This window comes from Pseudomonas xantholysinigenes (genome assembly GCF_014268885.2).
GTDB classification, from domain to species: domain Bacteria; phylum Pseudomonadota; class Gammaproteobacteria; order Pseudomonadales; family Pseudomonadaceae; genus Aquipseudomonas; species Aquipseudomonas xantholysinigenes.
The window spans coordinates 2,603,701-2,616,910 of the sequence record NZ_CP077095.1; the positions used below are offsets into that span (position 1 = coordinate 2,603,701).

13 protein-coding genes are annotated in these 13,210 nt (G+C 67.6%); all 13 read left to right on the top strand.

Annotation, left to right across the window (positions count from 1 at the left end; all coding sequences use genetic code 11):
- Window positions 1–324: 324 nt before the first annotated feature.
- The 13 genes from HU772_RS11735 (at window position 325) to HU772_RS11795 (ending at window position 13,210) form a co-directional block, all read left to right on the top strand.
- Complete coding sequence (locus HU772_RS11735) at window positions 325–2,304, top strand: cytochrome D1 domain-containing protein (RefSeq protein WP_186657920.1); 1,980 nt, start codon at window positions 325–327, stop codon at window positions 2,302–2,304.
- Window positions 2,301–2,954 carry an SCO family protein gene (locus HU772_RS11740; protein ID WP_186657923.1) on the top strand — a complete coding sequence of 218 codons (654 nt, stop codon included), beginning with the start codon at window positions 2,301–2,303 and terminating at the stop codon, window positions 2,952–2,954. Before HU772_RS11735 ends, HU772_RS11740 begins: the two co-directional genes overlap by 4 nt.
- Window positions 2,951–3,607: an SCO family protein gene (locus HU772_RS11745; protein WP_186657925.1), complete on the top strand. Its 657-nt coding sequence runs from the start codon at window positions 2,951–2,953 to the stop codon at window positions 3,605–3,607. The genes HU772_RS11740 and HU772_RS11745 overlap by 4 nt, the downstream gene beginning before the upstream one ends.
- 151 nt (window positions 3,608–3,758) lie before the next feature.
- Complete coding sequence (locus tag HU772_RS11750) at window positions 3,759–5,237, top strand: cytochrome c/ABC transporter substrate-binding protein (RefSeq protein WP_225923136.1); 1,479 nt, start codon at window positions 3,759–3,761, stop codon at window positions 5,235–5,237.
- Between the two features lie 45 nt (window positions 5,238–5,282).
- Complete coding sequence (locus HU772_RS11755; protein ID WP_186657930.1) at window positions 5,283–5,924, top strand: SurA N-terminal domain-containing protein; 642 nt, start codon at window positions 5,283–5,285, stop codon at window positions 5,922–5,924.
- Window positions 5,925–6,164: 240 nt separating this feature from the next.
- Complete coding sequence (locus tag HU772_RS11760) at window positions 6,165–6,698, top strand: response regulator (protein ID WP_186657932.1); 534 nt, start codon at window positions 6,165–6,167, stop codon at window positions 6,696–6,698.
- A gap of 53 nt (window positions 6,699–6,751) precedes the next feature.
- On the top strand, window positions 6,752–8,527 hold the full coding sequence (locus tag HU772_RS11765; protein ID WP_186657934.1) for a GspE/PulE family protein: 1,776 nt from the start codon (window positions 6,752–6,754) through the stop codon (window positions 8,525–8,527).
- Window positions 8,508–9,290 (top strand): hypothetical protein, encoded by a 783-nt coding sequence (locus tag HU772_RS11770; protein WP_186657936.1) that lies wholly within the window; start codon window positions 8,508–8,510, stop codon window positions 9,288–9,290. The genes HU772_RS11765 and HU772_RS11770 overlap by 20 nt, the downstream gene beginning before the upstream one ends.
- A gap of 1 nt (window position 9,291) precedes the next feature.
- Window positions 9,292–9,834, top strand: a complete 543-nt coding sequence (locus HU772_RS11775) for a PilN domain-containing protein (RefSeq protein ID WP_186657938.1) — start codon at window positions 9,292–9,294, stop codon at window positions 9,832–9,834.
- Complete coding sequence (locus HU772_RS11780) at window positions 9,821–10,372, top strand: GspMb/PilO family protein (RefSeq protein WP_186657940.1); 552 nt, start codon at window positions 9,821–9,823, stop codon at window positions 10,370–10,372. Before HU772_RS11775 ends, HU772_RS11780 begins: the two co-directional genes overlap by 14 nt.
- Window positions 10,372–10,866: a hypothetical protein gene (locus HU772_RS11785; RefSeq protein WP_186657943.1), complete on the top strand. Its 495-nt coding sequence runs from the start codon at window positions 10,372–10,374 to the stop codon at window positions 10,864–10,866. Before HU772_RS11780 ends, HU772_RS11785 begins: the two co-directional genes overlap by 1 nt.
- Window positions 10,863–12,740, top strand: coding sequence for a secretin GspD/PilQ domain-containing protein (locus HU772_RS11790; protein ID WP_186657956.1), 1,878 nt, complete (start codon window positions 10,863–10,865; stop codon window positions 12,738–12,740). Before HU772_RS11785 ends, HU772_RS11790 begins: the two co-directional genes overlap by 4 nt.
- Window positions 12,737–13,210, top strand: coding sequence for a type II secretion system protein (locus tag HU772_RS11795; RefSeq protein ID WP_186657959.1), 474 nt, complete (start codon window positions 12,737–12,739; stop codon window positions 13,208–13,210). Before HU772_RS11790 ends, HU772_RS11795 begins: the two co-directional genes overlap by 4 nt.

Consider the following 13,210-nt stretch of genomic DNA (forward strand, 5'->3'; position numbering starts at 1 on the left):
CAGCACCTGCGCCACCAAAGAGCCGCAATACGGCCCCGGGATCTTCGCATTGGCGTTGAACTCCCAGGGCCGCTTTGCGGCTCTGCTGCGTTACAAGGCCGTTGCGCTGCCAACGCGACGGCGTGCACCGATGGGGCAGGTGCGAAAGCGCCCCCGGCTTTGGGGCTGCCTCCCCAACAGGCTTGAACTTTATTCTCAAGTTGTTGATTAAAAACAATTTTATTTATGGCATAGCGCTTGCTAGCTACCTCCACAGGACCCCTGAGCCCCGTGGAGGTGCAGCATGCTCATCCCCCTCGAACGCCCCACCTTGCGCGTGCCGGCATGAACCGCAAGCTGAGCCCGGTATACCTGGGCCTGTTGCTGGGCAGCGCGTTGATCGGCCTGGGCGTCGCCTACGAAAAACTCTGGTGCGACCCCCGCGAGCTGCTGCAGGAAAGCGCCGACCCACAGGCCCTGCACCGGCTCAGCCGCGATGGCGTGACCGTGGAGTTCGAGGCGCGCCCGCTGAGCGGCAGCGAACTGCGCGAAGGCGATTTCGCCAGCATCCGCTTCAAGGTCACTGACCAGTCCAGCGGCCAGCCACTGTCGGGCATGGCCCCAGGTGCCTGGCTGGACCCGGCGCAGGCGGCGCCGCTCGGCGACCGCGACAGCGGTTGCAAGGCGCGGGTGGCGCTGTTTCTCAAGAGCAGCATCGGCGCCCGGCCATTGCTCGACCTCAACAGCTACTTCCTGCTGGTACTGAACAAGGACGCCAGCCTCACGGTGATCGATCCGACCGTGTCGGTGGGCGGGATCACCAGCACCTTGGCGCGCATCGACCTGCCGGGGCGGCCCATGGACTGGGTGGCCACCGGCGACGACAAGCAGGTGTTCGTGTCCATGCCCGAACGCAACCAGGTGGCGCTGATCGACACCGAGACCTTCACCCGCGTGGCCACCCTCGAGGCCGGCGAGCAACCGGTGCGCATGGCTCTGCAACCGGACCAGCGCCTGCTGTGGGTTGGCAACAACAGCAGCGACCCGGCCAAGGGCGGCGTGACGGTGATCGATGTGCCCAGTCGCACCATGCTCAAGTCGTTCAGCACCGGCTCCGGTCACCACGAGATCGCTTTCAGCGGCGACTCGCGCCATGCCTTTGTCAGCAACCGGGACGCGGGCACCCTGAGCGTGATCGACATCGCCCAGATGCGCCTGGTCAAGACCCTCGAAGTCGGCCCGCACCCGTTGTCGGTGGCCTACTCGCCGTTGTCCCAGGCGGTGTATGTGGTCGACGGCGAGGAAGGCACGGTGCGAGTGATCGATGCCCGCAGCCACCAGTTGCGCCACACGGTCAAGGCCGAACAGGGTCTGGGGCCGATGCGCTTCAGCCGCGACGGGCGCTTTGGCGTGGTGCTCAACACCCAGGAGAACCAGGCGCTGGTGATCGACGCCAGCAACGACCAACTGATCCACCGCATCGATGTAGCCGCCGAGCCCTATCAACTGACCTTCACCAAGGGCTATGCCTATGTGCGCGGCCTGGCTTCGCCGAAGGTCAGCATGATCAACCTGGCCAGCCTCGGCCAGGGCCGCGAGCCGATCGTCCAGGGCTTCGAGGCCGGCCCCGCGGCGCCGCGCCAAGCCGGCGACCTGCCGTTGGCGCAGAGCGTGAGTGTGTCGCGCGATGACAACGCGGTGTTCGCGGTCAACCCGGTGGACAACACCACCTACTTCTATGCCGAAGGCATGAACGCGCCGATGTCCGGCTACAACAATCGCGGCCACCAGGCCCGCGCGGCGATCGTCATCGACCGCAGCCTGCGCGAGGTGGCGCCGGGGGTGTATGGCTCGACGGTGAAACTGCCGGCCGCCGGCACCTTCGATGTGGCGTTCCTGCTCAACCAGCCGCAGATCATCCATTGCTTCAGCACCGAAGTGGCGGCATTGCCGCAAGCGAGCCAGCACAAGCGCGCCCACGCCGAGTTCATCGGTGGCGGCCAGCCTTGGCCTGCGCATCGCCCATACCAGGCACGGGTGCGCATCCTCGGCGAGGACGGCCAGCCGCGCACCGGCCTGAGCGACCTGACCTTGCGCTATTTCCTCGCGCCTTCGTCGCTGCCGCGCAACGTGCAGCTGGTGGACATGGGCGAGGGGGTCTACCAGGCCACGCTGGAGCTGGCCGAGGCCGGCGCCTGGTACCTGCATGTGCAGTCGCCCAGCCTGGGTCGCACCTTTGCCGAGCAGAACTTCACCAGCCTGCGGGTGCTGCCCGCGACGACGTCGTCCACCGCTTCCCAAGGGGAACCCAGGAGCCTGCGATGAACCGATCTTCCCGCGTGACCCTGCTGGGCTTGAGCCTGCTGCTGGCCAGCCCGTTGGTCCTGGCCCATGCCGGACATGAGCATGGTGGCCAACCCAGCGAACCGCCCGCCGCGCGCCAGGAAAAGACCAGCGTGCGTTTCGCCGATGTGCCGCTGCTCGACCAGGACGGCATGCCGGTGCGCCTGGAACAGGACCTGGTGGGCGACCACCTGGTGGTCATGGGCTTCATCTACACCAGCTGCACCACGGTGTGCCCGGTGGTGTCGTCGATCATGAGCAAGGTCCAGCAGCAGCTCGGCGGCCGGGTGGGCGAGGAGATACGCCTGGTGTCGATCAGCGTCGACCCGCAGCGCGACGACGCGAAGCGCCTGGCCAGCTATGCCCGGGCATTCCAGCATGGGCCAGGCTGGAGCTGGCTGACCGGTTCGCCCTACGCCATCAGCGAAACCCTCAAGGGCCTGGGCAGTTTCAGCGCCAACCTCAGCGAGCACCCACCGCTGATCCTGGTCGGTGACGGGCGCAGCGGCCACTGGACGCGCTACTACGGCTTCACCGACCCCAATGTGCTGATCAGCGAAATCAACCGCCTCGGCGCGCGCCGGGTGCATGCCAAGAGCACGGCCATCGCCGGCCAGGAGGCGCAACCATGAGTACCCAGACGTCGCGCCAGGCCGGCATGCGCGGCCTCGACTGGCTGGTGCTGGCCGCCTGCCTGTGGATCTTCGCCTCGGTGGCGCTGGCCCATGAGGGCCATGCCCCGGCCGCGCAACCGGCACCGCCGACCATGGTCAGCGGCGGCGGCACCCGTGATGCGCAGACCTGGTTCACCGATACCGTGCTCAAGGACCAGGATGGCCGTGAGCTGCGCTTCTACAGCGATGTGCTCAAGGACAAGGTGGTGATGCTCAATGTGATCTTCACTCACTGCAATGACGCCTGCCCGCTGATCACCCGCAAGCTGCGCGAAGTGCGCGAGGCCATGGGGCCGGCGCTGGCGGCGCAGGTGACTTTCGTCTCGGTCAGCAGTGACCCGCTCAACGACACGCCCGAAGTGCTCAAGGCCTTTGCCCGCAAGCAGGGAGTGGACGGGCCGAACTGGCTGTTTCTCACTGGCGACAAGGCCAGCGTCGACCTGGTGCTGGGGCGCCTGGGGCAGTTCCTGCCCAGCCCCGAGCAGCATTCGACGCAGTTGATCGCCGGCGACGTGGGGGGCAAGCGCTGGAGCAAGATCCGCCCCGACGCCCCGCCTGCGGCCATCGCCCAGCGCATGCAGTTGCTGGCCCAACCGCTGGCTGGGCGGTGATATCGAGATGGGCACTTACCCCCTTGTAGGAGCGGGCTTGTCCCGCGATCGGCCGCGCAGCGGCCGCACTCCATGCGACGGTAGTCCACCGGGTGGACCACGCAAGTCACCATCGCGGGACAAGCCCGTTGCTGCAAAGTGGTGGCTGCTGGTGTGGTGGTGTCTGTGCCAACCGGTGTTGGCACTGGAGCTGACGCCCCATGAACAAGCCGGCAAGCGCCTGTACCGTGAAGGCGTCTCCAGCAGCGACGCGCAGTTGCTAGCCCGGGTCGGCGCCAGCGACATCAGCGTGCCGGCCAGCGTGCTGCCCTGCGCCAGTTGCCACGGCAACGACGGCCGTGGCCGCAGCGAGGGCGGCGTGCGCCCGCCGAGCCTGGACTGGCAACGGCTGGCGCTGGGGGCGGGCGAGCGCGAAAGCAATCGCCGGCGCTATCCGGCCTACAGCGATGCCAGCCTGGCCCGGGTCATCCGCACAGGCATCGACCCGGGCGGCAATCGCCTTGACCCTGCGATGCCACGCTTCGAGCTGAGCCTGGCCGACCAGCGCAACCTCACGGCGTACCTCAAGCGCCTGGACGAGGACCGCGATCCCGGGCTGGAGGAAGCGACCTTGCGCCTCGGCACCCTGCTGCCGCAGCAAGGCCCGCTGGCAGAGGCCGGGCGGGTGGTGCGCGCGGTGCTGGAGGACGCTGTCGAGCAGTTGAACCAGCAGGGTGGGGTGCATGGCCGACGCCTGCAATTGGTGGTGCAGGATCCGGGATACGATGTCGCTAGTACCGCCCAGGCATTTCAGACGTTGCTGCAGGCGCAGGTGTTTGCCCTGGTGGCGCCCTTGGCGCCACTGCTCGAGGCCCAGGCCGTGGAAGCTGCCGGCGTGCCGTGGGTCGGCGCCACGCCACGCGCGGGTGGCAACCGCCAGGTATTCGACCCCCTGCCAGGGTTGCCCGAGCAGCTGCTCAGCGTGGCCCTGCATGCCCGTGAAGCCTTGGGGCAGGAGCGATTGCAGATCGTCTATGCCGGTGCCGGCCAGGCCGCCGCCGCTGAAACCTTGCATCAACGCTTGCGACAAATGGGCTGGTCGCCGCCGCCGGTGCAGGTGTTCGACGGCACACCACCCGCGGGTGAGGGCATCGTTTACCTTGGTCACGCGCAAGCTTTCGCCGAGCTGGCCGCCAGCTTGCAGGCCGCCGGGCGAACGCCGTACCTGCTCGCGGCTTCGGGGCAGGTGGCCAGTGTTGTCGCGGAGTTGCCCGCGCAGTGGTCGCGGCGAGTGCTTCTGGCTTACCCCTTCGTCCCTGGGGATTGGACCATGCAGGGTAGGGCGGCCCTGGCCGGGATACAGCGCCGCCAGGGGCTGGATGCGCGACAGGCGTCGCTACAGGTGAGCACCTGGTGCGCCTGGCGCCTGCTGGCCGAGGCATTACGGCAGGTCGGGCGCGATGCCAGCCGCGAGCAGTTGCTGGATGCGCTCGAGCAATTGCATGACGTCGACACCGGGCTGACCCCATTGCTCGGGTTTGGCCCGGGACGCCGGCAGGGCCTGGCAGGTGCCCATGTGGTCGCGGTGAGCTTGCCGGGGCCGGGTTTTATCGAGGTGGCGCCGTATCGCGCGGCGCCGGACAGTCCATAGGATCGCGGCCGCCCCTGGTGGGCGTGCTGATTGGAGAGCCTGATCATGCGCATGCTGACGCTGTGCCTGTTGCTGCTGCTCACCCAGACGAGCCGTGCCGAGTTGCCCGCGGCGCGGGTCAATGGCGTGGAAATCGGCGTGTTGCGCCTGGAGCGCTACTTCAGCGAGTACCTCCAGGCCCAGGGCCGGGCACTGACCAGTATCCGCAACCCGACGCTGTACAAGCGCCTGCGCGACCAGGCCCTGGACGAGCTGATCGACAAAGAGTTGCTCTGGCAGGAGGCGCAGCGCCAGGGCATCGAGGTCAGCGATGCGCAGGTGCAGGCCCAGGTGGGCGAGCTGGAGGCGGCGTTCGGCAGCCCGGCAGTATTCGAGCGTCGGTTGCAGGAGGCCGGTTTCGATCGGTCGTCCTTCGCTGACTACACTCGACATGAACTGGCCGCCCAACAAGCCTATGCGCGGCTGAGCGCGATCGAGGAGCCCAGCAGCGCCGAGATCGCCGCCTTTCATCAGGCCAATAGGCAAGCACTGCAAGGACAGCAGAACCAAAGTGATAATCCTTCTGTCTCAACTGAACACGGCCTGCGCCTGGCCAGGGATGCGCTCGTCGCCCAATTGCAGGCCCAGGCGCGGCAAGTGGTGCGCCAACGTTTGCGTGATTCCGCTACAGTGGAACGCGTCGACTGAGGGGGTGCCAGGGCGTTTCCCCACTGTTGGGGAATCGTCGCAGGGCAATGTGCTATCAGCTTTCCCCGGTTGTGGGGAACCGCGTGCCTGCGCGGGCCCAAGCACTAGGACAGATCCAGCAATATCAGTGACTTAACAGCGATGTGCGGTGACCTTTCATGCCTGGCACGAAGCCTGCTCAAGCCTCTACAAGGCCGCACTTCGCAGACCGGGGAACCGGGCAGTTCAGGGGAGTGGACCTTGGTGAACAGAGTACTGGTAGTCGATGACGAACAGACCCTTGCGCAGAACCTGCAGGCGTATCTGCAGGCGCAAGGCCTGGAGGCTCATCTCGCCCACGACGGTGCCTCGGGTATCGAACTGGCCGAGAACCTGGCGCCGGACGTGATCGTGCTGGATTACCGCTTGCCCGACATGGAGGGGTTTCAGGTCCTGGAGACCGTGCGCAGGAACAGGCAGTGCCATTTCGTGCTGATCACCGCCCACCCGACCGCCGAGGTCCGTGAGCGGGCCGCCGAACTCGGTGTGAGTCATGTCCTGTTCAAGCCGTTCCCGCTGATGGAACTGGCCCGCGCCGTCTTCGACCTGATGGGCATCGAGCGCCAGCGCAGGGCCACGGACCAACCCGCCGAGGGTTTCGTCGAGCGACGCCAGACCAGGAACGAATCGTTCCCCTTGCAGTTGTACGATGGCAGCTGGGTCCTGGCCGACCGCCGACGCAATGGCGCCAAGCCCCCCGAACCTGACGACGAACAACTGCTCACCGGGGAATAGCGGCGCCCAAGGCATCGAGCCTGCGGCGCCGCCCCTGAGCGGAGTCGCAGGCCATGGCCCAGGCAATCGATGCAACCTCGCAAGAACCGGTGTCGCTGCCGGCCTCTTCGCGGGTAAACCCGCTCCCACAGGGTCCCCAGGTTGCTCCGCAGGTGGAAGCGGGGTTACCCGCGAACGGCGCAGGCTACCCTCGCGATCTGCTGGCCCAGGCCCGCGCCCAGGCCGGCGAAGAACGCTTGCTGGCCTGCCTGGAGCGCCTTTCCGGCGACACCCCGATCACCTTCACCCAGCGCCTGGCCACCACCCTGCATTACCCGGTGCTCGCCACTCAGGCCCTGTTCGCCTGCGTCCCGGCGTTCGAGCGGGTCAGCCTGGCGCAATGCCTGAAACGCGAATTCGCCCTGGTCGAATACGAAGGCCAGCAGGTCGGCGTGTTCGCCGACCCCTTCGACAGTGCTCGCCTGGCCTGGATCGACGACTGCCTGCAAGGCCTGCCGCTGTTCCTGGCCCACGCCGCCGACCTGGCCGCGTTTCTCGCCCGCCATGAAGAGAGCTTCCACGCTGTCGACTCGCTGGAGCACGAGGTCGAGACCGGCAGCGAGGGCGACACCCTGCAGAAGCTGTCGCTGACCAGCATCAGCGAAGACCAGAGCCGGGTGGTCAAGCTGGTCAACTCGACGCTCTACGACGCCCTCAAGCAACACGCCAGCGATATCCACCTGGGCATGACCGGCCAGGGCCTGGTGATCAAGTACCGCATCGACGGCGTGCTCAACGGCGCCGGCAAGGCCAGCGGCAGCGCGTTCGCCGAACAGGTGATCTCGCGGATCAAGGTCATGGCCGAGCTGGACATCGGCGAGAAACGCGTGCCCCAGGACGGCCGCTTCAAGGTGGCCATCGGTGAGCGCCAGATCGACTTTCGCGTGTCGATCATGCCCAGCATCTTCGGCGAGGACGCGGTGTTGCGGGTGCTCGACAAGCAGGAGCTGTCCAACCAGGTCAGTGGCGTGCAGCTGCAGGCCCTGGGCTTCGAGGCGCACACCCTGCGTGCCCTGCGCCGCCTGGCCGCCGAGCCCTACGGCATGATCCTGGTCACCGGCCCCACCGGCAGCGGCAAGACCACCACCCTCTACGCCATGCTCAGCGAGATCAACCACGGCGTGGACAAGATCATCACCATCGAGGACCCGGTGGAGTACCAGTTGCCCGGCGTGCTGCAGATCCCGGTCAACGAGAAGAAGGGCCTGACCTTCGCCCGCGGCCTGCGCTCGATCCTGCGCCACGACCCGGACAAGATCCTGGTCGGCGAGATCCGCGACCCGGACACCGCGCAGATCGCCGTGCAGTCGGCGCTCACCGGGCACCTGGTGTTCACCACCATCCACGCCAACAACGTCTTCGATGTGATCGGCCGCTTCAGCCAGATGCAGGTCGACCCCTACAGCTTCGTCTCGGCGCTCAACGCCGTGCTGGCCCAGCGCCTGGTACGCCTGGCCTGCACCCATTGCGCGGTGCCCTGCGAGGCCGATGACGAGCTGCTTGCCGCCTCCGGGCTGACCCGCGAAGCGGTGAGCGGCTGGCAGTTCGTCCGTGCCCAGGGCTGCGGCCAGTGCCGTGGCAGCGGCTACCGCGGGCGCAGCGCCATCGCCGAACTGCTGCACCTGGACGACGACCTGCGGCAGATGATCGTCGAACGTCGCCCGCTGTCGCAGATCAAGCAGCTGGCTTGCCAGCGCGGCCTGCGCCTGCTGCGGGCCTCGGCCCTGGACCTGGTCCGCGCGGGCCGCACCACTCTGGAGGAGATCAACCGTGTCACATTTATCGCCTGACCAGTACTGCGCCGTGCTTGGCGCCGAGGGTGTCGGCCTGGGGCGCTGGCACGGATATCAACATCAGTGGCTGGGTAGCCGTGGTTTCGACTGCGACGCCGCCCAGCCGGCCTGGGCCCCAGCCTTGTCTGCGCTGGCCGGCCTGCTGGCCGAGCAGCCGGTGCGTGGCGCGCAGTTGCAGGTGCTGCTCTCGGCCCGCTACAGCCGCTTCTGCCTGGTGCCCTGGAGCGACGCCATCGGTCATCCGCGCGAGCTCCAGGCCTATGCCCGGGCCTGCTTCGAACACCTCTACGGCCAGGCCTTGGACGCCTGGCGCATCGTGCTCTCGCCGGAGCCGGCCGGGGCCGCGCGCATCGCCACGGCGTTGCCCGAGGCACTGCTGCAAGGTTTGCAGGCGCTGGGCCGGGAAAGCCACCTGAGCCTGCGCTCGGTGCAGCCGTACCTGATGGCCGCCTACAACCGCTGTTCGGCGCAGTTGCAGGCGGGCGACTTCCTCTTCGTCCTCGCCGAGCCGCGCCGCAGCGTGTTGCTGCTGGCTGCCGGCGGCGCCTGGCAACAGGTGCTGACCCAGGGCTGCGCCGACAACGACCAGGCCTTGCAGGCGTTGATCGAGCGCACCTGCGAGCTGTATGGCGAGCAGCCGCCGCGGGTCTACCTGCATGCCCCGGGACGCGACACGGCCACCGGCCTGGGCGCGGTGCAGCTGTGCCAGGTGGCCGCCGAGGCCGATCCGCTGTGCGCCATGTGGCGGGCGGTGGCCTGAGATGCGCCGCCTCGACCTGGAATTCCAGCCCCGCCACAGTGGCCCGACGGCCTGGGCCCTGTTGGCCCTGGGTGGCGCCGTGCTGGCGGTGCTGGTGCTGGCCCAGCAGCAACTGGTGAGCGAACAGGTGGACCTCGAAGGCCGCGTGCACCAGCTCGAACTCAAGCTCGGCCGGCGTCCGGCCACCGCCGCGCCACAGAGCAGTGCGATGCTCCGCGAGCAGGCCGAGCGCCTGGCCCAGATGCGCAATGTCTCGCAGCAGTTGCAGCGGCCCTGGCAACAGTTGTTCGCCATGCTCGAGGCCATGCCCCAGGAGGATGTGGCGCTGCTCAGCCTGACCCCCGATGCACGCAAGGGCCAGGTGCGCATCAGCGCCGAGGCGCGCAACCTCGAGGCGATGCTGCAATACCACCAGCGCCTGGAGCGCAGCGAGGCACTGTCGGATGTGTCCCTGCTCAACCATGAGGTGCTGGCCGGGCAGGCCGAGCATCCGGTGCGCTTCAACCTCACCGCCACCTGGGAGACCGGCCATGCGCGTCCATAGCCTGATGGTGCATGAAGCGGCCGCGCGCCTGGGGCGAGTAGGGCTGGCGGCGACACTGGTGGCGTTGCTGGCCGTTGGCCTGGCCCTGGCCGCGGTCCTGCCGCAGTGGCAGGCGGTACGCGCGCTGCGCGCCGCCGAGGCCGACGCCAACACCCAGGTGCAGCGCCTGGCCCGGGGCGAGTTGAAGGTTCAGGTCAAGCCCGAGCAACAGGCGCTGGACACCCTGCGCCAGCAACTGCCGGGGCAACCCCAGGCCAGCGAACTCATCGAGCGCCTGTACCATCTGGCCAACGCCGAACGCATCAGCCTGGCGCGCGCCGAGTACGCCCTGGGCGTCGATCCCAAGACCCAGCTGGCGCGCTACCAGATCGTCCTGCCGGTACGCGGCAGCTATCCGCAGATCCGCGGCTTTCTCCAGGCCCTGATCGGCCAGTTGCCGACCCTGGTGCTGGAAGACCTCGAGCTGCAACGCAAGCGGATCGGTGACCGGGAACTGACCGGTCGTGTGCGCATGACCCTTTACCTGTCGAGGTCGTGATGAACACTCAGCGCGCGGTGATGTGGGTCGGGTTTCTGGGGCTTAGCGCCGCTCTGGCGTGGGCGCCGGGGCATTGGTTCAACCAGGAAAGCGAAGTGGCTGCATTCGCGGGCAAGCCCGCTCCCACAGTGACCGAGTCGCCTACTCAACCTGTGGCCGCGACTAGGCAGGAACAGGCCTCCAGAGATCTGTTCCCGGCCCAACAATGGACTCAACCACAAGCCCTGGCCACCGTCACCGAACAACCTGTGGTCGCCACCCCGGTCGTGGCCGCGCCCACCGCCCCGGCGCTGCCGTTCCAGTTCATCGGCCGTATCGGCGACCGCGACGACCTGCAGATCTTCCTGCAGAGCGGCGAAAAACTCTACGTCGTGCGCCAAGGCGACGTGATCGACGACACCTACCGCCTCGACCGCGTCTCGGCCACCGAGCTGAGCCTGGTCTACCTGCCACTGCACCAGCCACAGACCCTGTCTGTCGGGAGCGCACCATGAAGCCTTCGAAGTCGTGCAAGCCTGCTCCATTCCTGCTCCTGGCGCTGTGCGCGGCGTTGGCCGCCTGTGGCTCCAGCGGCGTGCGCGAGGATGGCGAGGACCTGATCAAGCAAGGGCAGTACGAAGCCGGTCTCGCTCGCCTGCAAGAGGCCCTGCAAGATGATCCGCGCAACACCGAGCTGAACATCGCCCTGGCCCATGGCCGGCAGACCGCCGTCGAAGCCTTGCTCGGCCAGGCCGACAGCGACCGCGTGCGCCATGACTTCGCCGGCGCGCGCATGGGCTATGGCCGGGTGCTGACGATCGAGCCGAACAACCGCCGCGCCCTGGAAGGCATCCGCCAGCTGGAACTGATGCGCACCCTCGACGAGCGCGTCGCCCTGGGCCAGGCGGCCTTGCGCCAGGGCGACCTGTTCGGCGCCGAGCGCTACATGCGCGAGGTGCTGCGCCTCGACCCGCAGAACCAGAAAGGCCAGACCCTGCGCAGCGACATCGAGAACGTCCAGGCGCGCACCGCCACGCCGTTCCCGCAGCTGCGCAGCAAGCTGGAACGGCCGGTGACCCTGGAGTTTCGCGACGCCAACCTGAAGACCATCTTCGAAGTGCTGGCCCAGGTCGCCGGGATCAACTTCATCTTCGACAAGGACCTGCGCCCGGACATGAAAGCCACCATCTTCGTGCGCGAGGTGCGCATCGAGGACGCCGTGGCGCTGCTGCTGGAGCAGAACCAGCTGCACCAGAAGATCGTCAACGACAACACCCTGTTGATCTACCCCGACTCGCCGCAGAAGACCAAGGATTACCAGGAACTGGTCATGCGCACCTTCTACCTGACCAGCATCGATGCCAACACCGCGCTGAACATGGTCAAGACCATGCTCAAGACCCGCGATGTGTTCGTCGACGAACGCCTCAATACCCTGACCATGCGCGACACCCCCGACGCCGTGCGCATGGCCGAGAAACTGCTGCAGTCCCAGGACCAGTCCAACCCCGAGGTGGTGCTGGAAGTGGAGGTGATGGAGGTGGCCCGTTCGCGCATCCTCGACCTCGGCCTGCAATGGCCCAACACTTTCGGCGTGGTCAACAGCGACGGCACCCCGGTGGGCGTGCTCGACCAGCTGCGCGGCATCAACTCCAGCCGCATCTCCATCGCCCCGGCGCCACAAGCCAAGATCAACGCCCAGGACAAGGACATCAACACCCTGGCCAGCCCGGTGATCCGGGTCAGCAACCGCGAGCAGGCGCGCATCCACATCGGCCAGCGAGTGCCGATCATCAGCGCCACCTCGGTGCCCTCGACCCAGGGCCCAGTGATCACCGAGAGCGTCACCTATCTGGACGTCGGCCTGAAGCTTGAAGTGCAGCCCACCGTGCACCTGAACAACGAGGTGGCGATCAAGGTGGCGCTTGAGGTGAGCAACGCCACGCCGCTGGAACCGACCCGCCAGGGCACCATCCCGGTCCAGGTCGACACCCGCAACGCCCAGACCAGCCTGCGCCTGCACGACGGCGAGACCCAGGTGCTGGCGGGCCTGGTGCGCAACGACAAGACCGGCAGCGGCAACAAGATCCCCGGCCTGGGCGACATTCCTGGCCTGGGTCGGCTGTTCGGCAGCAACCACGACGAGAACAGCAAGTCCGAGCTGGTGCTGGCGATCACCCCGCGCATCGTGCGCAACCTGCCGTACCAGAGCCCGTCGGACATGGAGTTCGCCACCGGCACCGAGTCGAGCCTGCAGGTACGCCAGCTGGCCCAGCCGCTGCCGGCCAGTGCCGTGCCGACCGAGGCGCCCAGCCCGGAAACCCAGTCGGCGCCCGTGGTCCAGGGCCAGATGGCCGTGGTGCCTGCCACCCGGAGCCAACAGCCATGACACGCCGCCAGCGCGGTTTCAGCCTGATCGAGGTGGTGCTGACCCTGGCGCTGCTCGGGCTGCTGGCGAGCATGGCCGCGCCGTTGACCGAGACCGTGGTGCGCCGCGGCAAGGAACAGCAGCTGCGCGAGGCGCTGTACCAGATCCGCGACGCCATCGACGCCTACAAGCGCGCCTTCGACGCCGGCTACATCGAGAAGCGCCTGAACGGCAGCGGCTACCCGCCGAACCTGCAGGTGCTGGTGGACGGTGTGCGCGATGTGCGCAGCGCCAAGGGCGCGAAGTTCTACTTCCTGCGGCGCATCCCCCACGATCCGCTGCGCGCCGCCAAGGCCGATGACCAGGGCGGCTGGGGCCTGCGCGCCTATGACAGCGCCGCCGACAACCCACGCGAAGGCGAGGACGTGTTCGACGTGTATTCCAAGGCGCCGGGCAAGGGCCTCAACAACATTCCCTACGGGCAATGGTGA